This is a genomic window from Nonomuraea sp. NPDC050478 (assembly GCF_044458265.1).
GTDB classification, from domain to species: Bacteria; Actinomycetota; Actinomycetes; order Streptosporangiales; family Streptosporangiaceae; genus Nonomuraea; species Nonomuraea ferruginea.
Genome location: NZ_JBITHT010000007.1, coordinates 64,393 through 88,367 on the forward strand (window position 1 = coordinate 64,393; position 23,975 = coordinate 88,367).

Annotated in this window: 26 protein-coding genes; 10 read left to right on the forward strand and 16 right to left on the reverse strand. The window is 71.6% G+C overall.

The genetic code is table 11. The features are described 5' to 3' along the window. Positions 1-32 precede the first annotated feature (32 nt). Positions 33-1,238, reverse strand: coding sequence for an alpha/beta fold hydrolase (locus tag ACIBF7_RS33150; RefSeq protein ID WP_397198881.1), 1,206 nt, complete (start codon positions 1,236-1,238; stop codon positions 33-35). Between ACIBF7_RS33150 and ACIBF7_RS33155 the strand changes: the two genes are divergently transcribed. Then, complete coding sequence (locus ACIBF7_RS33155) at positions 1,213-2,160, forward strand: helix-turn-helix transcriptional regulator (RefSeq protein ID WP_397198882.1); 948 nt, start codon at positions 1,213-1,215, stop codon at positions 2,158-2,160. The genes ACIBF7_RS33150 and ACIBF7_RS33155 overlap by 26 nt on opposite strands. A 72-nt stretch (positions 2,161-2,232) precedes the next feature. Here ACIBF7_RS33155 and ACIBF7_RS33160 read toward each other — a convergent pair whose 3' ends face one another. The 3 genes from ACIBF7_RS33160 to ACIBF7_RS33170 all read right to left on the reverse strand — a co-directional run bounded on the left by ACIBF7_RS33160 (position 2,233) and on the right by ACIBF7_RS33170 (position 4,570). Continuing rightward, positions 2,233-3,387, reverse strand: coding sequence for a tetratricopeptide repeat protein (locus ACIBF7_RS33160; RefSeq protein WP_397198883.1), 1,155 nt, complete (start codon positions 3,385-3,387; stop codon positions 2,233-2,235). 64 nt (positions 3,388-3,451) lie between these two features. Further along, a complete protein-coding gene (locus ACIBF7_RS33165; RefSeq protein ID WP_148031645.1) occupies positions 3,452-3,931 on the reverse strand; it encodes a hypothetical protein in 480 nt (159 codons plus the stop codon). Between the two features lie 66 nt (positions 3,932-3,997). Then, complete coding sequence (locus ACIBF7_RS33170) at positions 3,998-4,570, reverse strand: hypothetical protein (protein WP_397198884.1); 573 nt, start codon at positions 4,568-4,570, stop codon at positions 3,998-4,000. Positions 4,571-4,888: 318 nt separating this feature from the next. Here ACIBF7_RS33170 and ACIBF7_RS33175 point away from each other — a divergent pair, with 318 nt between their 5' ends. Genes ACIBF7_RS33175 through ACIBF7_RS33185 form a run of 3 tightly spaced genes read left to right on the forward strand, consistent with a single transcriptional unit; the run spans position 4,889 to position 8,072 of the window. Next, positions 4,889-6,022, forward strand: a complete 1,134-nt coding sequence (locus ACIBF7_RS33175; RefSeq protein WP_261808556.1) for a PP2C family protein-serine/threonine phosphatase — start codon at positions 4,889-4,891, stop codon at positions 6,020-6,022. Beyond that, on the forward strand, positions 6,019-7,629 hold the full coding sequence (locus tag ACIBF7_RS33180) for a CHASE3 domain-containing protein (protein ID WP_397198885.1): 1,611 nt from the start codon (positions 6,019-6,021) through the stop codon (positions 7,627-7,629). The genes ACIBF7_RS33175 and ACIBF7_RS33180 overlap by 4 nt, the downstream gene beginning before the upstream one ends. After that, the gene (locus ACIBF7_RS33185) at positions 7,626-8,072 is read left to right on the forward strand and encodes a response regulator (protein WP_397198886.1); all 447 of its coding nucleotides are present in this window, start codon (positions 7,626-7,628) and stop codon (positions 8,070-8,072) included. The genes ACIBF7_RS33180 and ACIBF7_RS33185 overlap by 4 nt, the downstream gene beginning before the upstream one ends. Before the next feature lie 6 nt (positions 8,073-8,078). On the opposite strand, the gene ACIBF7_RS33190 is transcribed toward ACIBF7_RS33185, so the two are convergent. Continuing rightward, positions 8,079-8,477 carry a VOC family protein gene (locus ACIBF7_RS33190; protein ID WP_148031642.1) on the reverse strand — a complete coding sequence of 133 codons (399 nt, stop codon included), beginning with the start codon at positions 8,475-8,477 and terminating at the stop codon, positions 8,079-8,081. Between the two features lie 83 nt (positions 8,478-8,560). Here ACIBF7_RS33190 and ACIBF7_RS33195 point away from each other — a divergent pair, with 83 nt between their 5' ends. After that, positions 8,561-9,520, forward strand: a complete 960-nt coding sequence (locus ACIBF7_RS33195; RefSeq protein ID WP_271280249.1) for a YafY family protein — start codon at positions 8,561-8,563, stop codon at positions 9,518-9,520. Between the two features lie 133 nt (positions 9,521-9,653). On the opposite strand, the gene ACIBF7_RS33200 is transcribed toward ACIBF7_RS33195, so the two are convergent. The 9 genes from ACIBF7_RS33200 to ACIBF7_RS33240 all read right to left on the reverse strand — a co-directional run bounded on the left by ACIBF7_RS33200 (position 9,654) and on the right by ACIBF7_RS33240 (position 17,742). Further along, positions 9,654-10,313: a response regulator gene (locus ACIBF7_RS33200; RefSeq protein ID WP_397198887.1), complete on the reverse strand. Its 660-nt coding sequence runs from the start codon at positions 10,311-10,313 to the stop codon at positions 9,654-9,656. Further along, positions 10,307-11,380, reverse strand: coding sequence for a sensor histidine kinase (locus ACIBF7_RS33205; RefSeq protein ID WP_397198888.1), 1,074 nt, complete (start codon positions 11,378-11,380; stop codon positions 10,307-10,309). The genes ACIBF7_RS33200 and ACIBF7_RS33205 overlap by 7 nt, the downstream gene beginning before the upstream one ends. Before the next feature lies 1 nt (position 11,381). Then, positions 11,382-12,797, reverse strand: coding sequence for an alpha/beta fold hydrolase (locus ACIBF7_RS33210; protein WP_397198890.1), 1,416 nt, complete (start codon positions 12,795-12,797; stop codon positions 11,382-11,384). Positions 12,798-12,893: 96 nt separating this feature from the next. Then, positions 12,894-13,037 carry a hypothetical protein gene (locus ACIBF7_RS33215; RefSeq protein WP_378582199.1) on the reverse strand — a complete coding sequence of 48 codons (144 nt, stop codon included), beginning with the start codon at positions 13,035-13,037 and terminating at the stop codon, positions 12,894-12,896. Positions 13,038-13,106: 69 nt separating this feature from the next. After that, entirely contained in the window at positions 13,107-14,324 is a 1,218-nt protein-coding gene (locus tag ACIBF7_RS33220; protein ID WP_397198891.1) for an RNA polymerase sigma factor, read from the reverse strand. Beyond that, positions 14,321-14,659 (reverse strand): YciI family protein, encoded by a 339-nt coding sequence (locus ACIBF7_RS33225; protein WP_148031639.1) that lies wholly within the window; start codon positions 14,657-14,659, stop codon positions 14,321-14,323. Before ACIBF7_RS33225 ends, ACIBF7_RS33220 begins: the two co-directional genes overlap by 4 nt. Positions 14,660-14,794: 135 nt before the next feature. Continuing rightward, positions 14,795-15,229, reverse strand: coding sequence for a nucleoside deaminase (locus ACIBF7_RS33230; RefSeq protein WP_271280244.1), 435 nt, complete (start codon positions 15,227-15,229; stop codon positions 14,795-14,797). After that, the gene (locus tag ACIBF7_RS33235) at positions 15,226-16,041 is read right to left on the reverse strand and encodes an LLM class flavin-dependent oxidoreductase (RefSeq protein ID WP_271280243.1); all 816 of its coding nucleotides are present in this window, start codon (positions 16,039-16,041) and stop codon (positions 15,226-15,228) included. The genes ACIBF7_RS33230 and ACIBF7_RS33235 overlap by 4 nt, the downstream gene beginning before the upstream one ends. A gap of 9 nt (positions 16,042-16,050) precedes the next feature. Further along, positions 16,051-17,742, reverse strand: a complete 1,692-nt coding sequence (locus ACIBF7_RS33240; protein ID WP_345483050.1) for a right-handed parallel beta-helix repeat-containing protein — start codon at positions 17,740-17,742, stop codon at positions 16,051-16,053. A gap of 18 nt (positions 17,743-17,760) precedes the next feature. Between ACIBF7_RS33240 and ACIBF7_RS33245 the strand changes: the two genes are divergently transcribed. Further along, a complete protein-coding gene (locus ACIBF7_RS33245; protein ID WP_397198892.1) occupies positions 17,761-18,834 on the forward strand; it encodes a TetR/AcrR family transcriptional regulator in 1,074 nt (357 codons plus the stop codon). Positions 18,835-19,332: 498 nt separating this feature from the next. After that, complete coding sequence (locus ACIBF7_RS33250) at positions 19,333-19,773, forward strand: ArsR/SmtB family transcription factor (protein ID WP_397198893.1); 441 nt, start codon at positions 19,333-19,335, stop codon at positions 19,771-19,773. A gap of 50 nt (positions 19,774-19,823) precedes the next feature. Here the strand turns inward: ACIBF7_RS33250 and ACIBF7_RS33255 are convergent, their stop codons facing one another. After that, positions 19,824-20,288, reverse strand: a complete 465-nt coding sequence (locus ACIBF7_RS33255) for a hypothetical protein (protein ID WP_397198894.1) — start codon at positions 20,286-20,288, stop codon at positions 19,824-19,826. Positions 20,289-20,400: 112 nt separating this feature from the next. Beyond that, on the reverse strand, positions 20,401-20,988 hold the full coding sequence (locus ACIBF7_RS33260) for a TetR/AcrR family transcriptional regulator (RefSeq protein WP_397198895.1): 588 nt from the start codon (positions 20,986-20,988) through the stop codon (positions 20,401-20,403). Between the two features lie 80 nt (positions 20,989-21,068). Between ACIBF7_RS33260 and ACIBF7_RS33265 the strand changes: the two genes are divergently transcribed. The 3 genes from ACIBF7_RS33265 (at position 21,069) to ACIBF7_RS33275 (ending at position 23,972) form a co-directional block, all read left to right on the forward strand. Continuing rightward, positions 21,069-22,061: an alpha/beta fold hydrolase gene (locus tag ACIBF7_RS33265; protein WP_397198896.1), complete on the forward strand. Its 993-nt coding sequence runs from the start codon at positions 21,069-21,071 to the stop codon at positions 22,059-22,061. Between the two features lie 76 nt (positions 22,062-22,137). Then, positions 22,138-22,779, forward strand: a complete 642-nt coding sequence (locus ACIBF7_RS33270) for a GntR family transcriptional regulator (RefSeq protein WP_397198897.1) — start codon at positions 22,138-22,140, stop codon at positions 22,777-22,779. Continuing rightward, entirely contained in the window at positions 22,776-23,972 is a 1,197-nt protein-coding gene (locus ACIBF7_RS33275) for a CaiB/BaiF CoA transferase family protein (RefSeq protein ID WP_397198898.1), read from the forward strand. Before ACIBF7_RS33270 ends, ACIBF7_RS33275 begins: the two co-directional genes overlap by 4 nt. The last annotated feature ends 3 nt before the right edge of the window (positions 23,973-23,975 follow it).

Sequence of the window (23,975 nt, forward strand, 5' to 3'; positions counted from 1 at the left end):
CAGTTCGCGTGAAATCTGGGCCTTGTCAAGATTCACTCATGGTGGGTCCGAGGCTCATGCGTGCTGGAGGGCGACGAGCTTCCGGTGACACGAACCGGGTCGCGAGACACTACATCCTGCTGTTCCAGCCACTTGAGGATCGCTTGGTTCGTGTCTTCGGGCTTTTCCTGCTGGATCCAGTGACCGCAGTCCAGGCCGACCACTTCCACGTTGGGCACGAACTCTGTCAGGTTCTCGGACCTCGGGATCGCCAGGTCCCGGTCGCCGTAGATCATGAGGGCGGGCTGTTGGATGATCGGGTTCACGTCCGCCAGCAGACGCCAGTTGCGGTCGAGGTTCCTGTACCAGTTGATGCCGCCCGTGAATCCCGATGATTCGAATGCCGAGACGAAGACGGCCAGTTCGCTGTCGCTCATGACGGGCTCGCCGAGTGGTGTGTCCGCCCTGGCGAGATTCATCAGCGCCATGCCCGGCTCAGGGGCCGCGAAGGGCACGTTCTTGCGGTACAAGTTGCGGAGGAATCGGAAGGTGTTGTCGTCGAATACGGCGTCCGCGACGCCCGGCCGCCGATTGAAGTGGACGAAGTAGAAGTCGCCGCCGAGCAGGTCTTCCATGAACTCGATCCACGGCCTTTCTCCGCGCTCCTGGTAGGGCAGGCTCAGGTTGATCACCTTGTTCACACGGCCGGGGTGCAACAGGGTCAGTCCCCAGACGACGAACGCACCCCAGTCATGGCCGACGAAGGTGGCGTCTTGGTATCCGTAGTGGTCGAGAAGCGCGACGAGGTCACCCGACAGGTGTTCGATGTCGTAATCCGTCACCTCCGTCGGGCGGGACGAGTTGCCGTAACCCCGCTGGTTCGGTGCGATGACGTGGTAACCGGCCGCGGCGAGGGCCGGCATCTGGTGACGCCAGGAGAAGGCGTGCTCCGGCCAGCCGTGGCAAAGCACGACAGGCTTTCCCACGTTTTCTCGGCCTGCTTCGAAGACTTCGAGTTCCACACCGTTGACCGGAATAAGGGTGGGCTCGGGAAAATCGGTTGGATTCAGCATCGCGTGTTCCTCATTGTCTTTGCGGATGATCGGGCGCCGGCGCACCCTTGACAGGCCCGGGTGTTCGCTTGCGGTCGACCTCGCCGGTGAGGTCGTATCGCCATCCTGCCGACCGAAACCGGTCACCCCACGACCGGTTTCGTGTGAGAGTTTTGTCGGCGTGCGAACCGACCGGCTGGTGGCCATCCTCCTGATGCTGCAGCGGCGCGAGCAGGTGACAGCAGCAGAGGTCTCCCGAGAGCTGGAGGTTTCTGAGCGCACCGCCCGCCGCGACCTCGACGCCCTGGCCATGGCCGGGGTGCCCGTCTACTCGGTGCAGGGCCGAGGTGGCGGCTGGCGCCTGGTGGGCGGCGCCCGTACCGACCTGTCCGGATTGACCGCGAGCGAGGCCCGCGCCCTGTTCCTGGTCGCCGGCCCGGCCTCGGCTGCGACGCCGGCCGTGAAAGCGGCTCTGCGCAAGCTCGTCCATGCCCTGCCGGAGCCCTTCCGGACGCAGGCCGAGGCGGCAGCGTCGTCATTGGTCATGGACCCGCAGCGATGGGGGTCGAGCCCGGTCGAGCGCCGACCGCCTCGCTTCCTCGACGAACTCCAGGACGCGGTGATCCGCGGCGTCCAGGTGCGGCTCGGCTACGTCGACCGCGACGGCGCCGAAACCGAGAGAACCGTCCACCCGCTGGGCATCGTCGCCAAAGGCCCGTCGTGGTACCTCGTCTCCACCACCGAGACCGGCCGGCGGACCTTCCGGATCGACCGCGTGTCATCCGCCGACCCGACCGGCGATCCCGTGCACCGGCCCGAGGACTTCGACCTCGCCGAGAGCTGGCGCGAGATCGCCGACGAGGTCGACCGCAGACGAACACCGGTGGAGGTCCAGGCGGTCTGCGCTCCCCACGGGATCGGCATACTCCGGATGGGGCTCGGTGCTCGGCTCGAGGTGGGAGGTTCCACGGCCGACGGCCGCATCGAGGTCGTGATCCGCGGCTACGACGAGTACACGCTCGCCGGCGAGCTCGCGGGGCTGGTCGAATGGCTCGAGGTGACCGGTCCTCCGGGTGTCCGAGACCACCTGGCCTCGATCGGCAACGCGCTCGCCGAACGCTACCGCTGAGACCGTCACCTGACCAGACCGAGTACGTCAGAACCGTAGGGTGGTTTGCTCCAATGATCACATCAGGCGGTCTCAGGGTGGTCGGTCGGCGTCGGGTCCGGCGATGTCGGCCGCTTCGGGCGCGCCCACCGAGGTGAACAGGGTGAGGGCGCGTTTCCTGGCGGCGTGGGCGGCGGTCCGGTCGCCGTGGGCCTCGTGCGCGTCGGCGAGCGCCCGGTACGCCCGCCCGCTCCACAGCGGGATGCCGATCGCGTCGAAGATCCCGGCGGCCTCCGTGAGATGGCCGATCGCCTGACGCGGCTGGCCGTTCCGGCAGTGCAGGATGCCGAGCGCGGTCCGGATCCGGCCCTCGGTCAGCGGTTCGCCGAGGGGCCGGTTCAGCGCCAGGGCCTGCCTGAAGAGGCCGGCCGCGGCACCGAGCGCCCCGGTGTTCAGACGGACCAGGCCGAGACCGTAGCGGGCCTCGGCCTCCTCGCGCGGGTCGGCGAGGTCCTCCGCGATCGCGAGCATGTCCTTGAACGCCGACTCGGCCGGTCCCACCTCCGCGGCGGCGAGGTGGAGCTGCCCCAGCCAGTACAGGACCTCGGCGTGCACCCGCCGGTCACCGTCGCGTCCGGCCAGGAGCGCCCGCTCCAGGTGCGGCCTGGCGTGCTCCAGGCGGCCTATCTCCACCAGGAGCTGCCCGAGCGAGCGCAGCAGCAGGACCTCGGCGCCGAGGTCGCCGGAGGCGCGGTGGACCTCCAGCGCCTCCTCGTGCAGCGCGACCGCGTGGTCGTAGCGGCCGAGCATCCCGTCCACGTGCGCCGCCACGCCCAGCGCGTACATCAGGCCCTGCCGCTCGCCGATCTCGCGGAAGAGGCGCATCGACTCCTCCAGCGCCTCGGCCGCGCCGGCGTAGTCGTGCCGGTAGGTGCCCAGCAGCCCGAGCCCCATGAGCATGGTCGCCGTGCCGCGCGCGTTGCCCGCCAGACGGGTGCACGCCAGTGCCGCCCTGAGCGTCTCCTCCCAGTCGTCGTTGTGCCCGCGGGTGAGGAAGAGCGTGTAACCGCTGGCGACCAGGTCCCAGCACAGCTCGTCGAGGCCCGCGGCGGCGGCCTGGTGCACCGCCGTCATCAGGTTGAGCCGCTCCAGGTCGTACCAGGCCAGCGGATCCGCGGGCAGGTCCGGCAGGCCCGCGGTCCAGCGCGGCGCGTCGCTGTGCAAGGTGGCGAAGTCGCCGCCGGACACCGCGATGTGCGCGCGTTCCGTGACCGCCAGCCAGCCGCCGAGCGCCCTGGCGATCGCCGGCCGCTCAGCCGGGCCTGCAGTGCCGGTCCGTACGGGGACGCCAGGTCCAGTTCGGTGTCGTCCTGCCGCGGATGGAAATGGTGAGGCACCCGCCCCTGTTGTGGTCGATGTCCACGAGCGCCCCACGGAAGTCCGACCACCGGCCGCCGCCGGTCGCCTCGTTGCACTTGGCCCTGATGGCCTGGTTGCGGATGTCGCGGCACGCGGGCCGCAGGATGTCGCTCAAGGTCTTCCTGGCGGCGGATTCGACGGAGCGGCCCCGGGCCCGCAGGTTCTTGTAGTGCCCGAGAATGATCGAGGAGACTCCGAGATAACGGCCGCTGCCGTTCCTGTAGAGCGTGATGTCGTATGACTGCGGATCGCCGTACCGCAGGGTCCACTCCCCGACGCGTTTGCCGCCGACGAGGACGTACGACTCGTCCCACTTACACGCCGACGCGACCAGCACCGTGACCATGAGCAGGGGAATGAGTAATCGCTTCATGGCGCCTCCTCAGGGGGTTTCCCCCAGTGTCCGCAGCGGCGTCATAAGCGAGTCATACGACGGCGGTCAGGTGGCGGCCTCCTCACGGCGGCGCTTGGCGAAGTGGCCGCGGCAGTGGGGGCAGCAGAACCCGTACGTGTGTCCGTCCAGCTCCAGCGTGACCGCCTTCTCCTTCGCCACCGTGGCCCCGCACACGGGGTCGACGTAGGTCCCCGGTGGCGCCTCCGCGGGCGCTTCCCGCTTGGCGTCCTCGATCATGGTGAGCATGTCGGACGACCGGCGCACCCGCCCTCCGATGCCGTACCCGCCCTGAGGGACGCCGAAGACGTGCACGATCACGTCGCCGCCCGGCACGGCGGCGGTGACCTCGGAGACGAGGTGCTCGCTCATCTCCTTGGCCCAGGCCGGCGCGTACACGTTCACCACGCACCGCGCCGAACCTTCGGTCACCCAGATCGCGGGCTCGTGCACCACCACGTGGCCGAGCGAGTCGAACAGGGCCAGCACGCCGGGGTCGGCGGCCTCCTCGTCGCCCTCGGTCGCGGCGAAGATCCGGCTGGGCGCCAGCCTGGCGGCGATCTGTCGCAGCTCCTCCTGACCGAACGCGCCCCGGCGGGCGTAGACCTCGATGAAAAGCATGATTGTCCTTCCCGGTGTGGTGTCGTCTCCGAGGCTGCGTGGACGCGCTGTCAGATCACGCACAAGCTCCTGTCAGCCGGCTCCAGAGCGTCCTCCAAGGGACCGTCAGCAGCTCAGAGGAGGATGAACAGGTACGAACAGCCCTTATGCTGAGTCCAGATCGTTACCGGATGGGCCCGCGGTTCACGTGTGATGACCCCTGCTGCGGGCACTGTCCATCGACCGGAAGAGGACGACAGCCACACGGCGCTGTCTGGAGAGGGTGGCGGTGCCGGAATGATCGCTGGGGATCCCCCCGCTCTTCCGCTGGTGCTTTTGGTGGAGGACGACCCCCAAGACGCGTTCATCGTGCGGGAGCTGCTGGAAGACGGCGACCTGTCGGTGCGGCTGGAATGGGCGCGATCGCTGGACGAGGCGCGGCACCTGCTCGCGCGGCAGCGGGTCCAGTGTGTGCTGCTCGACCTGGGCCTGCCCGACGCGCGCGGTCTGTCGGCGCTGGCCGCGATGCGGGAGGCGAGCGGCGACGCCGCGGTGGTCGTGCTGACCGGGCTGGCCGAGGAGCAGGCGGGCCTCGCCGCGGTCACCGCGGGCGCCCAGGACTACCTGGTCAAAGGGCGCGTCGAAGGCGAGTGGCTGGGCCGCACCCTCCGTTACGCGATGCAGCGCAAGCAGGCCGAGCAGGCGGCGGTGGCGCTGCACGCCGAGCGGCTGCGCGCCGAGGAGAACGCCCGCCTGGAGCGCGGCCTGCTGCCGACGCCGCTGCTGCAGCAGATGCCGATCCAGGTGGCCACCCGCTACCGCGCCAGCCGCGTGTCGGGCACGCTCGGCGGCGACTTCTTCGACGTGGTGGAGGACGACGACAAAGTCGTGCACGCGATGATCGGAGACGTGTGCGGCCACGGCCCCGACGAGGCCGCGCTCGGCGTGTGCCTACGCATCGCCTGGCGCACGCTCGTGCTCAGCGGCGTGACGGGCACCGCCCTGCTGCGCCAGCTGGAGCGCGTCCTGCGGGCCGAGCGCGGCGGCGACGAGATCTTCGTGACCATGTCGACGCTCGCGCTGGAGTCCGACCAGCGCACGGTCCGTGTGTGGCGGGCGGGCCATCCGGGGCTGCTGGTCCACTCCGGCAGCTCGGTCACCTGGGCCGAGCCCGGCATCGGCCCGGCGCTGGGGCTGCCGCTGGAGTCGGAGTGGGAGCCGACCGAGCTGGAGCTGCCCGCGGGCGGCGGGCTGACGTTGTTCACCGACGGGCTGTTCGAGCGCCGGCTGCCCGGCGACGGCATGCGACTGCTGGGCGAGGAGGGCCTGCTCGCGGTGGCGCGCAGGCACGCCCACCTGAACGGAGAGGAGTTCGTGGACGCGTTGATCTCCGGCACCGAGCAGGCCACCGCGCCCGACGCGTCCGCCGACGACGTCGCCGTCGTCCATCTGCGCTGGAAGGAGGAGCAGTGAACGCCAGCACCGCGTGGCGGCGACTCACCGTCCATCAGTGGTTCCTGCTCGTGCTCGCCGCGATCATGATCGTGGTCATGATCTTCGGCGTGATCGCCGCGGTGATGCTCCAACGCACCACCGACCTGGCGGACGACCTGGTCGACCGCATCTCGCCGGCGCGGATCGAGGCCGCCGAGCTCCAGGGCACCCTGCTCGACCAGGAGACCGGCGTCCGCGGGTTCCTCCTGACGGGGAACCGGCAGCTGCTCGAACCGTACGAGCGCGGCATGGCCGACGAGCAGCGCCAGTACGAGCGCGTCGAGGAGCTCGTCCGCGACGAGCCGGAGATCCTCTCCCACCTGCGGCAGATCAGTGAGGCGTCCGCCGCCTGGCGGCGCGACTACGCCGAGCCGCTCGTCGCGGAGCGGCAGGCCGCCAGCCCGATCAGCAACGCGCAGATGGAGAGCGGCAAGCCCGCGTTCGACCGCATCCGGGCGCTGACCGAGACCTTGAACGACAGCCTGGCGCAGAGCCGTCAGCAGGCGCGCGACGAGCTGATCCAGGCGCAGACCCTGCGCAACTGGATGTTCGTCGCCATGATCACGACGTTCCTGGTGGCCGGGCTGGCGATGGCCGTGCTGCTGCGCCGGGCCGTGGTCCGGCCGCTGGACGAGCTGCGCATGGCCTCGCGCGAGGTGGCCGAGGGCAACTTCGACCACCCGATCCCGGCCCACGGACCGGCCGACATCCGCGAGGTCGCGCTGGACGTGGACGCGATGCGTACCAAGCTCGTGGCGGCGCTGGAGACCTCCCGCGAGCACGAGGCGACGCTGAGCACGCAGGCCGCCGACCTCGACGCGCAGGCGGTCGAGCTGCGCCGCTCCAACGCCGAGCTGGAGCAGTTCGCCTACGTGGCCTCGCACGACCTGCAGGAGCCGCTGCGCAAGATCGCCACCTTCTGCCAGCTGCTGGAGAAGCGCTACACCGACGCGCTCGACGACCGCGGCCGGCAGTACATCCGCTTCGCCGTCGACGGCGCCACCCGCATGCAGGGCCTGATCAACGACCTGCTGAGCTACTCGCGGGTGGGCCGGCTGTACGACGCGCGCCGGGCGGTGAACCTCAACCTGAAGCTGGACAAGGCGCTGGACAACCTGGCCACCGGCATCGAGGAGTCGGGCGCGACGATCGAGCGGCCGGACGACCTGCCGGAGATCACCGGCGACCCGATGCTGCTGACCATGCTCTGGCAGAACCTCATCGGCAACTCCATCAAGTTCCGCCACCCGGACCGCCCGCTGGTCATCCGGATCGACCATGAGCAGGTGGAGGAGAGTGAGTGGCGCTTCTCACTCACCGACAACGGCATCGGCGTCGACCCGGAGTTCGCCGACAAGATCTTCGTCATCTTCCAGCGTCTCCACAGCCGCGAGGCCTACAGCGGCACCGGGATCGGCCTGGCGATGTGCAAGAAGATCGTGGAGAACCACGGCGGACGAATCTGGCTGGACACCGCATATCAGGACGGCGGAATCCGGATCTGCTTTACGCTTCGTTCTGACACGCTCTCCTCGGAGGCCCGCTTCGCGGCCGCCACAGCCAGCTCAGAAGGATCCCGTACATGAGCTCCATCGGACAACCCATCGAAGTGCTCCTCGTCGAGGACGACCCCGGCGACGAGCTCATCACCCGGGAGGCCTTCGAGGACAACAAGATCGGCAACAACCTCCACGTGGTCCGTGACGGCCTGGAGGCGCTCGACTTCCTCTACCGGCGGGGCGGCTACGAGGGCAAGCCGCGCCCCGACCTGATCCTGCTCGACCTCAACCTGCCCAAGTACGACGGCCGTCAGGTGCTGGAGAAGATCAAGAGCGACCCTGAGCTGCGGGCCATCCCTGTGGTGGTGCTCACCACGTCCTCCGCCGAGGAGGACATCCTGCGCAGCTACAAGTTGTTCGCGAACGCCTACGTGACCAAACCCGTCGACCTGAGCCAGTTCATGGCCGTGATCCGGCAGATCGACGAGTTCTTCGTCACCGTGGTGCGGCTGCCGGGCCGCAGCCACTAGCCCGGATCAGCCCACCTGCTCCAGGTAGTGCGGGTTGTACATGACGCCCAGGATGTTGCCGAACGGGTCGACCACGGACCCGGTCACGAAGCCCGCGCCCCGTTCGGTGATCTCATGGTGCTCCTTGGCGCCCATCGCCAGCAGCCGCTCGTAGGCCGCCCGCACGTCGTCGACGTGCCAGTACGCGACCACCCCGGCCTGTTCCCCGCCGTGCGGGCGCCAGGCGCTGTCCACGAGGCCGAGCTCGGCCTCGTGGTCGCCGATGCGGAACTCGGTGTAGCCGAGCCGCCCGTCGGGCCCGTTCCGGTGGAAGTACGGCTCGACGCCGAGGAGTTCGGTGTACCACCGCTTGGCCGCCTCCAGGTCGTCGGCCCAGTAGCTGATCGTCGCGAGTCCGCGCAACATGTGTTGCCCCTTTCGTTCGGTAGGTACCACGCTAGGAGTCGTTGAGGAACGTGCGTTTCCTCAACGACTGGCATCATCGGGTCATGCTGGAAACCTCGGTACGGCTGCTGCGGCTGCTGTCGCTCTTCCAGGCCCGCCCCGGCTGGACCGGCGCCGAGCTGGCCGGGCGGCTCGGCGTGACCACCCGCACCGTGCGCAACGACGTCGAGCGGCTGCGCCTCATGGGCTACGAGATCTCCTCGACCACCGGCACCGCGGGCGGCTACCGGCTGGGGGCGGGGGCCGCGCTGCCGCCGCTGCTGCTCGACGACGAGGAGGCCGTCGCGGTGGCGGTCAGCCTGCACGCGGCCGCCGGCGGCACGGTCACCGGCATCGAGGAGACCTCGCTGCGCGCGCTCGCCAAGCTGCGGCAGCTGCTGCCGTCGCGGCTGCGCCACCGCATCGAGGCGGTACGGGACGCGACGGTCTCGGTCACCGGCCGCGGCCCCACCGTGGACGCGGCGACCCTGACCGCCGTCGCCGACGCCGTCCGCGCCAGGGAGACGCTCCGCTTCGACTACCGGGGCCATGACGGGACCGTCAGCACCCGGGCCGCCGAGCCGCACCGGCTGGTCCACACCGGCCGCCGCTGGTATCTGCTGGCCTGGGACACCGCGCGGGGCGACTGGCGGACGTTCCGCGCGGACCGCCTCACCCTCCGCGTCCCCAACGGCCCCCGCTTCACCCCCCGCGAGCTGCCCGACGAGGACGCGGCGACCCGCGTGGTCCGCGGCGCGGGCTCCACCGCCTGGCGCCACCAGGCCAGGGTCCGCCTGCACGCCCCCGTCGGGGTGGTGGCGGATCGGCTCACCCCGGCCGCCGGGCTGCTCACCGCGGACGGCGACGGCGCCCTGCTGGAGACCGGCGGCGACTCGCTGCACGACCTGGCGGGCTTCCTCGGCAGCCTGGGCGTCGGGTTCGAGGTGCTGGACCCGCCCGAGCTCCGCGCCCACCTGCGCGAACTGGCCGCCCGCTACGCGAGCGCGGCCGGGGTCAGCGGCTGAGCGCCGCGCGGGACTCCTGCAGGAACGCCCGTTCCGCCCCGTACGCCCGAGCCGGAAGGGCCGGCCGTCGGGGGTGTACGGGCCGGGCGGCCCGACGTTCGTCCCACGGGACAGGGCTCAAGACGGCGGGCGGTCAAGGAGCTTCGCGGGCGACAAGGCCGTGTTCGTGGGCATAGATCGCGGCGTGCACGCGGCTCCGGAGGCCGAGTTTGGTGAGGATTCGGTTGACGTGTGTCTTGACCGTGCCTTCCCCGATGGTGCACGCGGCGGCGATCTCGCCGTTGCTCAGTCCTCGGGCCAGGAGGCGTAGCACGTGGTGTTCGCGCGGGGTCAGTAGGTCGAGTTCGGGGGTGGCGGGGCGCGGGGACAGCGCGGCGAAGCGGTTGATCAGGCGGCCGGTCACCTGCGGGTCGATCAAGCCCCTGCCCTGGTGCAGCTCGCGGACCGCCGCGACGAGCACGTCGGGATCACTGTCCTTCAGCAGGAAACCGGCGGCCCCGGCGCGCAGCGCGCCGAACAGGTACTCGTCGAGGTCGAACGTGGTCAGAGCGAGCACACGGGGGGCGGATTCGGCGGCGGCGAGGCGGTCGATGGCGGCGATGCCGTCCATACCCGGCATCCGCAGGTCCATCACCACCACGTCCGGCCGGCGCGACAGCGCCTGGTGCACCGCCTCGGCGCCGTCGGCGGCCGACGCGATCACGTCGATGTCGGGTTCGCCGTCGAGGATGAGTCGCAACGCTTCCCGCGCCGCCTCCTGATCATCGGCGACCAGCACCCGGATCGTCACCACGCGTTATCCCTGGGCAGGTCGGCGCGGACCCGCCAGCCGCCCGTTTCGACCGGTCCCACCGACAGGGTGCCGTCGAGCAGGCGCACCCGTTCGCGCATGCCGCGGATTCCCCGCCCCTCGGCCTGGGGCGCTGCGGCCGGGGCGCCGTTGTCGAGGACCTCGATGCGCAGGCCGCGTTCGTCCTGCCGCAGGTGGACGGTGACCTCGGTCGCGTCCGCATGTCGTACGGCGTTTGTCAGCGCCTCCTGGACCAACCGGTAGGCGGTGTGATCGACGGCCGGCGGTAACGCGTATCCGGTCCCGGAGCGGCGCACGGTGATCGTCCGCTCTGAGCAGGTGAGCCGTCCGGCCAGCCGCTCCAGGTCGGCGGCGCCGGGCTGGATGGCGGCCGGGTGCTCGTCGAGTGTCCGCAGCAGGCCGCGTACCTCGGTGAGCGCCGACTGCGACAGGTTCGAGATCGTCCGCAGGGCTTGCTTCGCGGGCGCGTCGCCGGGCGCCCGCCGGGCCGCCGCGGCCTGCAGCCGGATCGCGGTCAGGTGGTGGCCGACGCTGTCGTGCACGTTCCTGGCCAGCCAGGTACGCTCCTCGGCCAGCACGCGCTCCGCCTCGGCCCGCTGCCGCCGCAGTGACTGGTCGGCCTGATCCCGGTGCAGTCGCAGCGCGTAGCCGGTGGCCACGGGCGCGATGCTCATGATCACTATGCTGGTCAGCTCCGGGACACCCTCGCCCCCTATCGTCGCCAGGGTGCCGAGAACCCAGCACGAGGAGACCGTCAGCACCAGGCCCGGACGCCGCGGGCGGTGGTAGACGGCCGCGCAGAACAGGGACATCGCGATCAGCATCCCCTCCCAGCGGTGCAGTTGCGCCATCCCGACCAGCGCGATCACCGCCGATGTCGCGGCGGCGGTCAGCGGCAGCACCCGCCGAATCAGCAGAGGGAGGCTTACCCCGGCGCTGAAGAGGACCAGGAGCGGCAGGTCGACCGGGACTCGCCGCTCCAGTACGGTCAGCAGCGCCGCGGCGGCCGCGGCACCGGCGACGAGCAGAACCTCCCTCAGCCAGTGCATGTCACGATGATGCCGGACCGCAGGTCGTGCCCGCCGGCGGGAGTTGCCCGGTGGTCAGGTAGCGGTGCACCTGGTCGCGTACGCAGAGGTTGCCGCTCCAGTAGAGCGCGTGACCGCCCTTGGCCGGGAGGTAGCGGGCGCCGTCGAGCTGCACGGCGATTCGGCGTCCGTACGCGGGCGTCGATGTGTCGTCGTACTCGCCGTTGGCGATGAGGATCGGCGGCAGGCCGCGTGGGCGAATGGGATGGGGCGGGTAGGACGTCTTCTTCGGGAGTCCGGCGCACAGGGCGGCCATCGGCCAGGCCGAGGTCCAGCCGATGCGTGGCGTGGTCTTTCTCAGCCGCGCCTCCATGGCCTCGACCTCACGGTATGTGCTCGGGAAGGGGAAGTCGGCGCACATCGTGATCCTGCTGAGGTCCGGGTCAGGAGCCCCGGCGAACGGCTCGGCGAACCGGCTGGCGTCACCCGCGTCCGCCTCGGCCAGGGACTTGGCCAGTCCGGGCCATGTCGCATCGAACGAGACAGCCGCGCGGGACGCGATCAGGGCCGCGTCGGCCGTGGCACCCGCTCCGGCACCGGGTGCGGGAATGGGCCGCCTGGCGGCGCGGGCCATGACCCCGTCCCACACCTTGAGCACGTCGCGACCGTACAGCGCGCAACTCCGGTCGGTGGCGCACCAATCGGCGAAGCGGTGCAGGTTGTCTTCCTTGACCTTCGCCCTGACCAGGACCCACTCATCCCACGACCGGTTGGTGTGGTCGATCAGACTGTCCAGGTACATGCGGCCGACGTGGGACGGGAAATACTCGGCGTAGGCCACACCGAGGACGCCGCCATAGGAGTTGCCGAAGTAGTTCAGCTTCCGCTCGCCCAGCGCCACCCGGACCGCCTCCAGGTCGCGGGCCCCTTGCCAGGTGTCCAGGTTGCCCGCGAGCGGGCCGGCGGCTTCGGCGCATCCCGAGGCGAAGCGATGGTTCTGCTTCGTGTACCGGGCGAAGGCGGCGCGACTGGTGAACACCCACTTCCCGTTGGCGGGATACGGCGCCGGATCGGGGCAGCGCACCTCGGTGCTCGCCTCGAACCCGCGCGGGTCGTAGAGCACCACGTCGAACCATCGGGTCAGGTCGGCGAAGGTGCCCTTTGCCTGGCGCAGGATCGAGATCTGCTGGGCGGGACCGCCCAGGTTGAGGACAAGCGTGCCCTTCCTCGTCGCCGGGTCACGTGCGGGAAGCTTGGCGAGCCCCAGCGTGATCTGCTTTCCTCGGGGCGCGGCCCAGTCGGCGGGCACGATGATCCGGCTACATCGCAGGCCGTCTCCGCAGTCCTGCCAGGACAGCCCCGTATCCGCCACCGCGGGCGTCGCCATCGCCACGGGAAGCAACATGGTGCCGAGCACGGCAATGATCGCCTTCTTCATGGCCCTCAGCTTCGCCGAGAGGGCTGCCGCCGGTCGTCCACCTTTCGATAGATCCTTACGCGTGCGCGACGACGTCGAGCGGCCGTACGTCATGGACTACGAGGTCTCCTCGACCACCGGGGACGCAGGTCCAGACGGGCGAGAGGGCGGCGTACGGCAGGCGCGGCGCTGCCTGAACGCGGCGAGGAACGTCTCGGAGACGACGTCGTCGGCCGTCTCGTCGCCGAGCCGGCGGGCCACGTAACAAGGACGGCGTCTGCGACACCGGACTGCCCGGGACACCCGCCGTCGCCCCGGGCACGTGGTCGATCACTGCCTTGAGGAGGGGGACTCCGCGTTCGTGAGCGCCTCGCGGGCCTGGCTCAGGAACGCCCGTTCCGCCCCGTTCTCCGTACGGGCGATCGCCTCCTCGTACGCCCGAGCCGCCTCCCGCGTACGGCCGAGCCGCCTGAGCAGGTCGGCGCGTACGGCGTGGAAGAGGTAGTAGCGGTCCAGGTCGAGGGCCTCGACCAGGCCGAGAGCCTCTCGCGGGCCGGACACCTCGGCGACCGCGACCGCGCGGTTGAGCGCCGCCACCGGGCTCGGCGCGACGGCCATCAGCAGGTCGTACAGCGCCACCACCTGCCGCCAGTCGGTCGGCGGCTCGCTGTGCACGGCGTTGATCGCCGCCTGGATCTGGTACGGCCCCGGCCGGTCGCGCCGCAGGCAGCGGCGCACCAGCTCCCGCCCCTCCTCGGCCAGTTCGCCGTTCCACAGCCGCGGGTCCTGGTCGGCGAGCCGGACGAGCCGGCCGTCGGGGGTGGTGCGGGCCGGGCGGCGCGACTCCAGCAGCAGCATGAGCGCCAGCAGGCCGAGCACCTCCGGCTCGTCCGGCATCAGCTCCGCCAGCAGCCGCCCCAGCCGGATCGCCTCCGCGCACAGGTCCTCGCGCACCAGCCGCTCGCCGGACCCGGCCGCGTACCCCTCGTTGAAGATCAGGTAGAGGACGGCCAGCACCGGTCGCAGCCGGTCCGGCAGGTCCGCCTCGCGCGGGATCCGGTACGGGATGCGCGCGTCGCGGATCTTGCCCTTGGCGCGCACCAGCCGCTGCGCCATGGTCGTCTCCGGCACCAGGAAGGCACGCGCGATCTCGGCGGTGCCGAGGCCGCCGAGCAGCCGCAGCGTCAGCGCCACCTGGGCGGGCCTGGACAGGGCCGGATGGCAGCAGGTGAAGATCAGGCGCAGCCGGTCGTCGCGCACGGGCCCCTCCTCGGCGGGTTCGTCACGGGCGTGCAGCAGGGCCGCCTGGGCGTGCTTCCCGGCCCGCGCGGACTCGCGGCGCAGCCGGTCGACGGCGCGGTTGCGGGCGGTGGTGATGATCCATCCGGCGGGGGAGGGCGGCGGCCCTTCCTCGGGCCACCGCCGGACCGCGACGGCGAACGCGTCCTGGACCGCCTCCTCGGCGAGGTCGATGTCGCCGAGCATGCGGGTGAGCACGGCCACGGCCCGGCCGTACTCCTCGGTGAAGACGCGTTCGACGTCGGTCATCGGAAGGGGCGGACCTCGATCGGCAGCCCGACGGCCTCGGCCAGCCTGCCGCCCCAGCCGAGCGCCGCGTCGAGGTCGGGCGCCTGGATGACGGTGAAGCCGCCCAGGTGCTCCTTGCCCTCGGTGTACGGGCCGTCGGTCATCAGCACGTCGCCGTCCTTCGCCCGCAGTACGGTGGCGGTGCTCGGCGGGTGCAGGGCGGCGGCGAACACCCACGCGCCGGCCGTCCGCATCTCCTCGTTGAGCGCGTCCAGCTTCCGTATGACCGGCTCCAGGACCTCGGGCGGCGGCGGGTCGCCGTCAGGCTGGTAGATGCTGAGCAGATACTGCTTCATCGGCTTTTCCTCTCTCTCACCCGTTATACGAACGGCCCCCGCCGGGATCGACAGCGGGCCGGCCCGTTTTCCGGCAGCGGTCAGCGTGCCGTCAGGCGAAGTGGAGGATGGAGACCGTGAGCGGGCCGCCAGTGATCACGGATGTGGGCTGTAGTAGCCCTCGACCGGGGCCCGCGCCTCCTGCGGCAGCGCCGGGCCTTCCTGGGGCACCGGCGGGAAGCCGCCGCCCGGCTTCATCGCGTCGAGCTGCTCTCCGGAGAGGGCGAACACGACGCGGCCGAGGCCGGAGCGCTCGATGGCGCCCGCGCACATGCCGCACGGCTGGCAGCTCGTGTACATGGTGGTGCCGGCCGCGGTGGCGGGGTCGAGCTCGCGCGCGGCCCAGCGGGCCAGCTTCAGCTCCGGGTGGGCGGTGATGTCGCGGTCGGCGACGGTGGTGTTGCGCTCCTCGGCCAGCACGGTGCCGTCGGGGCCCACCAGCAGCGACCCGAACGGCGGGTTGCCGGCGTCGCGGGCGGAGGCGGCCAGCTCGATGGCCCTGCGCAGGCGGCGCTCGTCGTCGTGGTTCACCGGAGTTCCCTTCGGGCGGCGACGGCGGCCAGCGCGTGCCAGGCCGTCTCGGGGTGCGCGGTCTCGGCGGGGTCGCCGTTGAACGGGTCGAGCACGACCGTGGCGGCGCCGAGGTCGCGCAGCTCGGCGAGGTCGCCGATGATCTGGTCGAGGGTGCCCTCGCCGGCCAGCCGGTCGGGGCCGGTGACGGGGGTGTCGGTCATCCGGAGGGCGATGCGCGGCACCAGCTCCGGCACCTCCGCCCGGCCGAGCGTCTCGCGCAGCCAGGGGAGCCGGAAGCGCAGCGGGTGCCAGGCGTCGCCGAGCCGGGCGGCCCGGCGCAGGGCGGCGTCGCTGTTGCCGCCGACCCAGATCGGGATGCGGCCGGGCCCGTAGTCGCCCTCGTCGGCCCAGGCCGCCCGCATCGCCTCGACGTACTCGTCGGTGAGCGCGCCGCGCCGCCCGAACGGCACGCCGAGCGCGTCGAACTCCTGCCGCGCCCAGCCGACGCCCACGCCGAGCACCAGCCGCCCGCCGCTGAGCTGCTGCAGGTTGGCGGCCATGCGGGCGGTCAGCAGGGGATGCCGGTACGGCACCACCAGCACGGTGGTGCCGAGCCGGATCCGCCGCGTGACGCCCGCCAGCCAGGCCAGCGTGGTGAACGGCTCGTAGAACGGCGCGGGGTACTGTCCGGCCACGTCGGGGGTGATCACGAGGTGGTCGGAGAGCATGAGCAGGTCGTAGCCGAGCCCTTCGACGGTCAACGCCCAGCGTTCGAGCGTGCCGGGATCGGTGCCGGGTCCGAAGTTGGGAACGTTCACCCCGAGGCGCATCGGATCAGCTTAGGGCCTGATCGCCGGAGCCTCCAGCGGCCCCGGCGGATCGAGGCGGCGGCCCGCCCGCGCCCGGATGTGCGCGGTGGCGTCCTCCAGCGCCTCCCCGGTGAGGGTGGTGTTGTCCTCGTACGTCACTCCCGGCGGGACGGCGTCGCTGCCGACCGGGTCGGCGTCCCAGAAGTTGCCCCGGTACGTGACGTTCTCCAAGGGCGGGAAGACCTGCAGGACCGCGGTGTTGTCGGCGCGCGCCACGACGTTCCCCTCGACCGTCACCCAGGCGGCGCCGTAGTCGGTGTAGAGGGCGAAGTGGTACGGGGTGCGGGTGTCGGTGATGACGTTGCCGCTGATCAGCGCGGCGTCGGCCGCGCTCGCGCCCTGCGGGCCGGAGACGTAGACGCCGCCGCCGTCGGCGAGCACCCGCATCGCGCCGGTGACCAGGTTGCGCAGGATCCGGGTGCCGTTCGCGGGCCCGGCGGCGATGCCGCAGTGGGCGGCGTCGGTGATCTCGTTGTGCGCGATGGTGCACCCGGTGGCGCCGGACACGGCGATGCCGGGGGAGCCGGGGTAGTCGAGGCCGGGGCGTTCGATCAGGTTGTCCTCGATCACGACGCCCGCGCCGCCGTCGACGGAGACGGCCGAGGCGGAGAGGTCGTCGAAGACGCAGGCCCGCACCGCCAGGCCGGAGCCGCCGGACAGGCCGAGCGCGGTGGCGCCCATCCGGGTGAACCGGCACCGCTCGAACGTCACATCCGCGCAGCCGTCGAGGGTGACGGCGGCGGGGATGCTCTTCGACTCTCCCGGTACGGTGACCCACGCCTGGTCCTCGACCACGACGACCTTCTCGACGGGGCCGCCGTCGTAGTAGCCGGTGCTGTGGTAATGCAGGAAGCCCTCCGGTGAGCCGGGCCTGGACCAGGTCGTGTCGGCGAAGGTCAGGCCGCGCACGGTGACGTTCCTGGCTCCGGTGGCGCGCAGCACGGTCCCGGCTTCCGCGGCGACGGCCGTTCCGGGCCGCTCGCCGCGGTACAGGAGCCTGCGGCGGGAGCGGTCGAGGACGAACGTGCCCGGCTCGGTGAGGAAGGACGGGTCGTTCTCGATCCTGGTGGGCAGGCCGGGGCCTGACTGGGTCTGGCCGTCCCAGGCCGAGTTGTACAGGTCGAGCGCCCAGCCGAAGGCGGGCTGCGCCATGACGACCTCGGTGCCTCCGGCGGTGACGGCGGCGACCGGGCATCTGGCCTCGGTCCAGGGATAGACGCCGCGGTAGACGAACTCGACGCCGGCCGGGTTCTCCCAGGTGAGCGGCTCGGACGTGACGTAACCCGTGACGGTCTGGGTGGCGTCGCCGGGGAAGCCTTCGATGCCCGCGCGCTCGGCCCTGCGGCCGTCGACGTGCAGCCCGCGGGTGTCGAGGTCGCCCGCGTCGGCGGCCCACACGCCGTCCTCCCAGGTCCAGCCGGTGATCGTCCGGCCGCCGCTGATGACGGCCTCCTCCTGGTCGTGGGGCTGGAGGGTGAGGTCGCGGTCCTGGTCGGTGAGCTCGAACGGCGGGTACGAGCCCGCCCTGAGGTGGATGACGGCCTCGCCGCCCTTCCTGGCGGCCTCAAGTGCGCGGGGGATGGTGGCGAAGGGCCGGTCGAGGGTGCCGGGGGCGTCGTCGTCGCCGGTGGGGGACACGAAGATGTCGTTTATGGCGTACACAGGTATATACCATAAACCATGGCGTACGTAGATCCGGTGGAATTGCTGTGGCGGGACGCGGACGGCGATCCGCGGCAGGGGCTGAGCGTGGACGCGATCGTGCGGGCGGGCATCGAGGTGGCCGACGCCGAAGGGCTGTCGGGGCTGTCCATGCGCAAGGTGGCCGAGCGGCTCGGCTTCACCACGATGTCCCTCTACCGCCACGTCCCCAGCCGCGACCACCTCGTCGACCTCATGCGCGACACCGCCATCGGCGCACTCCCACCCCCCGCCACCTCCGCGCCACCCCTCGGCACCTTCGCGCCGCCACCAGGCGCTGCCGCGCTGTCCCGCAGCGCCGCTGCGCCGTCTCCAGACGCCGCGGACCCAACCCCCAGCGCCGCTGCGCCGTCCTCTCGGTCGCGCGCCGGTGGAACGGGCGCCGCTGGGGAGGAGACGGACGAGGGAGCGGACGCTGTTCCGGCGAGGTCCGCCGAGAAGGCAGACACCGTTGCGGCGAAGGCCGCTGAGAGGGTGGGCGTCCGAGCGGCCGGCGGCTGGCGGGAGGAGTTGGAGGGGTGCCTGCGGCAGAGCTGGGAGCTGCGCAAGCGGCATCCGTGGCTGGCGGAGATCCGGGGCACCCGGCACCTTCCCGGACCGAACGCCGTCGCCGTCTACGACCGCCTGCTCGGCATACTCTCCGGCGCCGGCCTCGCCCCCGCCCGGACGGTCGCGGCCGCCGACCTGCTGGGGAGGTTCGTGGACGCCGAGGCGTTGCGCCTGGTCGAGGTCGCCGCGGCCGAGCGGGCCAGCGGCGTGGGGGAGGAGGAGTGGTGGGGCGCGCGGGACTCGCTCTACGAGCGCCTGAGCGCCTACCCGGTCGTCACCGCCCTGTGGGAGGCGGGCGCCTGGGACGAGCCGGCCGACCCTTTCGAGTTCGGCCTGGCTCGGTTGCTGGACTCCATCGAGCTGCTCGTGGGTGACGAAACGTGTGACGAAACCTGCGGTGTGTGCGGCACTCCTCTGCCGGGCGCCATGACCGGCCGGCCGCGCGCGTACTGCTCCAGGGCCTGCCGCCAGCGCGCCTACCGGGAACGGCGGGCCCGGCGATGACGGCACGCCCGGGGCCCGCGCGGGCGTGCGAAAATCAACCCCCGTGCTGAGACTGACGTTCACCGAAGCCGATCTGCGCAGGATCACCTTCGCCCCCGAGCCGAACGCCGTGTTCGAGACGGCGCTCAGCGTGCGGCTGCTGTCCGGCGCCCGCGGCGGAGGCCGGTGGCGGCCCGGCGCACGACGCCCGCCCCGCGGCGACTTACCGGCCCGGTCGGGCGTCATCATGGAGCTGGTCCGCGCCGACGGCTTCGTGCCGGACTTCCTGCTGCAGCCGGACTGCCATGATTTCGCCGCCGCAGTGGAGCGGATCGGCCAGATCCCCGCCGACCGGATCGCCGCCGAAGTAGGGCTGTTGTCCGCCCGCGACCCGAGCCGGGGGCTACGGGAGCTGGCCGCCGGGTCGGCCGCCGGGCGGCGGACGCTGACGACCGACCTGCGCGCCTATTTCGCCTCGTCGCTGGCGCCCATGTGGCCGGCGGTGCGGGCGGCCGCTCGGTGCGCCTCGAAACCATGCTCCGCGGCGGGCTCGACGCCATGCTGGCCACGCTCAGCGTCACGTGGCGCTGGGACCCGCCCGTCCTGCACATCCCTTCGGCTCACACGTACGACGTCCGGCTGTGCGGGCGCGGGCTGCTGCTGATCCCCTCGTACTTCGCGCCGTCGCCCGTACTGACGTACCGGCCCGACGACTCCACGGTGCTCGTGTACCCGATATGCCGCGGCGAGGAGTCGTCGGGTTCAGCGGACGCCCTCGGCCCGCTGCTGGGCCGCACCCGGGCGGCGGTCCTGGCCGCCCTGCGCGTTCCGGCCACCACGACGGCGCTGGCGGAGCGCGTCGGGATCTCCCTCCCCTCCGCCAGCCAGCACGCCACCGTGCTGCGCAACGCCGGCCTGATCCGCACGTCCAGGATCGGGGAGCCGTCCTGCACACGCTGACCCCGTCGGGCGAGTCACTCCTGCGGGGGGACCCGGCGGCCCGGTAAGGGTCAGTACGGGTGATGGTCCGTCCGCCACGGGTCCCGCAGCGGCGTCGAAGTCCTGTCGGCCCCGGGCTTCGTGTAGAGATCCAGGAAGACCATTCCCCCGCTGCCGGGCTCGAGGGCCAGGGAGGCGGATCGCCACACCCCGTCGCACTCCCTGGTCGACGTTTCCTCGATCTTCCAGCTGTTGATCGACGTGTGCAGCCCGAAACGGGCGCAGTAGCCGTCACCGGGGCCGGAGTCGCGGAGCCGGCCGCTGACCGTGACCCAGACCCGCCGGTCGGCGCGGTCCCTGCGCCAGGTCACGCGGACGTTCTGGAGCTGGGCCTTCGGCGGGCCCCACTTCGGGTACTGCATGACAGGAAGCGTGTGGACCTTCACGTCGGACCCCGCCGAGGCCGGCGCGGGCGCGACGAGGAGCGTCGCGAGGGTCAAGCCGGCCCCCGCGGCGGCTCGCAGCGTGCGTTTCATCGTTCCCCCAGTCGTTTCGGTCCGCGGCGAGAGCCGCGGACAAGGGGAACCTACGGATCGCCGCGGGAGCCCGGCGAGACCTTTCAGCCAGGATCGAAAGGGGCGTCCGCTCTCAGGCGAAGGCCGCCGACTCCAGCATCGTGACGAGCGCTTCGGCCGCGGCCCCGGCGTCATAGGCGGGGTCCTGCAGGCGCTCGCCGACGATCGCGTCGATCGCGCCGCCGGTGATGATCGCGATCGTGCGCAGGTCGGGCCCGGGGCCGAGACCGCGGGCTTCGCGGGCATGACCCAGGAGGGTGGCGAGCGGCTTCCAGCGGGCCGAGGAGTCGGGGCGGTGGTCGTGGATCATCGCCTCGATGATCATCCGGGCGTGGTCCGGCCGCTCGGCCAGGTGCCCGACCATCCGCCGCACGTACGCGGCCGGCGCCCCGTCGGCCGGCGCGGCGTCGACCGCCGCCCCGATGTCGGCCACGAGCGCGTCGAGCACGTGCGCGTGGGCCGCCGCCACGACCGCGTCCTTGGAGGCGAAGTGGTAGAGCACCGCGCCCTTGGTGATCCCCGCCGCCTCCGCGATCCGGGCCAGCGAGGCGGCGGCATGACCGTGCTCGGCCACCACGCCGATGGTGACCTCCACGAGCTGGTCGCGCCGCGCCTGCTCGATGAAGCTGAGCGGCCGGTCCTCGGTTCGCCTTCCTGCCATGGCCACCACCGTACCCGCCCCTCGCGTATGCTCTGACCGTGTGGTCAAAAAATTGACCCTTGTTCAGCAGGGAGGGAAGGATGACCGAGCAGACCGTCGGAACGGCACCGCCGAAGCGCCGTCGCCGGAGATTGAAGATCGCGGGTGTCGTGGTCGCCGTGGCGGCCGTCGCCCTGGCCTTCGCCTTTCGCCAGCCGTCACCGGTGGGACACTGGAACAGCGCCGAGGGCCACGCCCGCTTCACGGCCGCCTACGACAGGGCGATGGCCGACATGCCGCGGGCCGCCGAGACGATCGACGTGCGCACCGGCTTCGGGTTCGTGCGGGTCCACCGCTACCAGGGCGCCTCCGGCCGGGCCGGGCCGCTGGTGCTGCTGCCCGGCAGGGCGTCCGCGTCGCCGGTGTGGGCCGACAACCTGCCGCACCTGCTCAAGATCGGTGACGTCTACACCATCGACCTGCTGGGCGAGCCGGGCAAGAGCGTGCAGGAGGCGCCGATCACCTCCGACGCCGACCAGGCGGCCTGGCTCGACCAGGTGCTCGCGCAGCTTCCGGAGGAGTCCTTCCACCTGGTGGGGCTGTCCATCGGCGGCTGGACGGCCGTCAACCTCGCCGTCCACCGGCCGCGGCACGTCGCCACGCTGACCCTGCTCGACCCCGTGTACACGTTCTCGGGCATCCCGGCCGGCACCGCGATCCGCGCCATCCCCGCGTCCGTGCCGTGGCTGCCGAAGTCCTGGCGCGACTCGTTCAACTCCTACACCGCCGGCGGCGCTCCCGTGGAGGACGTGCCGGTGGCGGACATGATCGAGTCCGGGATGGAGAACTACACGCTCCGCCTGCCGCAGCCCTCGCTCATCGCCGAAGGGGCGCTGAGCGGCCTGACGATGCCGGTGCTGGCGATCCTGGCCGGTGAGTCCGTGATGCACGACCCCGGCGTCTCCCGCGAGGTCGCCGGGCGCGTGCTGCGGAACGGCACGGTGAAGGTCTACCCGGAGGCCTCGCACGCGATCAACGGCGAGCACCCCGAGGAGGTCGCCGCGGACATCGCCGTGTTCCTCGACGCCCACTGAACCAGATGTATGCAAAACCTTGCCATTTCTCCTCAGCAGTCCTCATAATCGGGGAATTCGGCGTGAGGATGTATGCATGTCCGTCATTGATGATCTTCGGTCCCTGATACTCGGCGGCCGTTACGCGCCCGGCGACCGGCTGGGCGAGGTCGAGCTCGCCCAGCTGCTCCAGGTGAGCCGCACCCCCGTCCGTGAGGCGCTGCGCCAGCTGCAGTCGGAGGGCCTGGTCGAGGTCACGGCCAACAAGGGCGCCAGGGTCATCGAGTATCCGGCGGCGGACCTGGAGACCATCTTTGAGCTGCGGGCCAGGATCGAGGGCCTGGCCGCGCGGCAGGCCGCCGCGACCGCCACCGATGAGGACGTCGAGCGGCTGCACGAGGTGGCCGTGTCGCTCGGCGAGCACGCCGGCAGGCGGGAGCTCGACGCGGTCTACCGGCTCAACGCCGAGTTCCACCAGGAGCTGGTGCGCCTGGGCGGCAGCACCGTGCTCGCCCAGTCGATCAGCGCCCTGGTCCACTCGCCCGTCCTGCTGCGCACGTACAGCGCCTTCGACGAGGAGGCGATGCGGCGCAGCGTCAACCACCACATCGAGATCGCGGCGGCCGTACGGGCCGGGGACCCCGAATGGGCGGAGGCCGTCATGCGGGCCCATCTGTTCTCGGCCCGTGCGTCCCTGCTCGGCCCGAGGAAGCTTAGGAAGCCGAGGAAGCAGGCATGACACATCTCCCGTTGGACGACGTCCGGGTCATCGAGCTCGGCCAGCTGCTGGCCGGGCCGTTCTGCGGGCAGCTGCTCGGCGACTTCGGCGCGGAAGTGATCAAGGTCGAGGACCCGGGCCGCGGCGACCCGATGCGGCAGTGGGGCAGGGAGAAGCCGCACGGCAAGTCGCTGTGGTGGCCGGTCGTGGCGCGCAACAAGAAGTCGGTCACCTGCGACCTGCGCACCCCGCGGGGCCAGGACCTGGTCAGGAAGCTGGTCGCCGAGGCGGACGTGCTGCTGGAGAACTTCCGCCCCGGCACGCTGGAGCGCTGGGGCATGTCGCCGGAGGAGCTGCACGCGGTCAACCCCCGGCTGGTGATCACGCGGGTGACCGGGTTCGGGCAGACCGGCCCGTACGCGCCGCGCGCCGGCTACGGGTCGATCGGCGAGGCCATGGGCGGCATCCGCTACGTCACCGGCGACCCCAGCCTGCCGCCGTCGCGGGCCGGGATCTCGATCGGCGACTCCCTGGCCGCCACCCACGCGTGCGTCGGCACGCTGGTGGCGCTGCACGAGCGCGAGCGCAGCGGCCGCGGCCAGGTGGTCGACTCGGCGATCTACGAGGCGGTGCTGGCGATGATGGAGTCGCTGCTGCCGGAGTGGCAGCAGGCCGGCTACCAGCGCGAGCGCACCGGCCCCGTGCTGCCGAACGTCTCGCCCAGCAACGTCTACCCCACCCGGGACGGCGACGCGATCCTCATCGCCGCCAACCAGGACAGCGTCTTCACCCGGCTGGCCCAGGTCATGGGCGCCAAGGAGCTGTCGGACGACGAGCGGTACGCCACCCACGGCGCGCGGGGCGAGCACATGGCCGAGCTGGACGAGCTCATCTCGGCCTGGACCGTCACGTATCCGGCCGACGAGCTGCTCCGCCTGCTGCACGACGGCGGCGTGCCGGCCGGGCGGATCTACACGGCCCAGGACATGTTCGCCGACCCGCACTTCGAGGCCCGCGAGGCCATCGTGCGGGTGCCGCATCCGGACTTCGGCGAGGTGGCCATGCAGAACGTGGTGCCGAAGCTGTCGGGCACCCCCGGCCGGGTGCGCAGCGCGGGCCCCGCGCTCGGCCAGCACAACGACGAGGTCTACGGAGGACTGCTCGGTCTCTCCCCCCAGGAGATCGCCGGCCTTTCCACGGCCGGAATCATCTAGAAG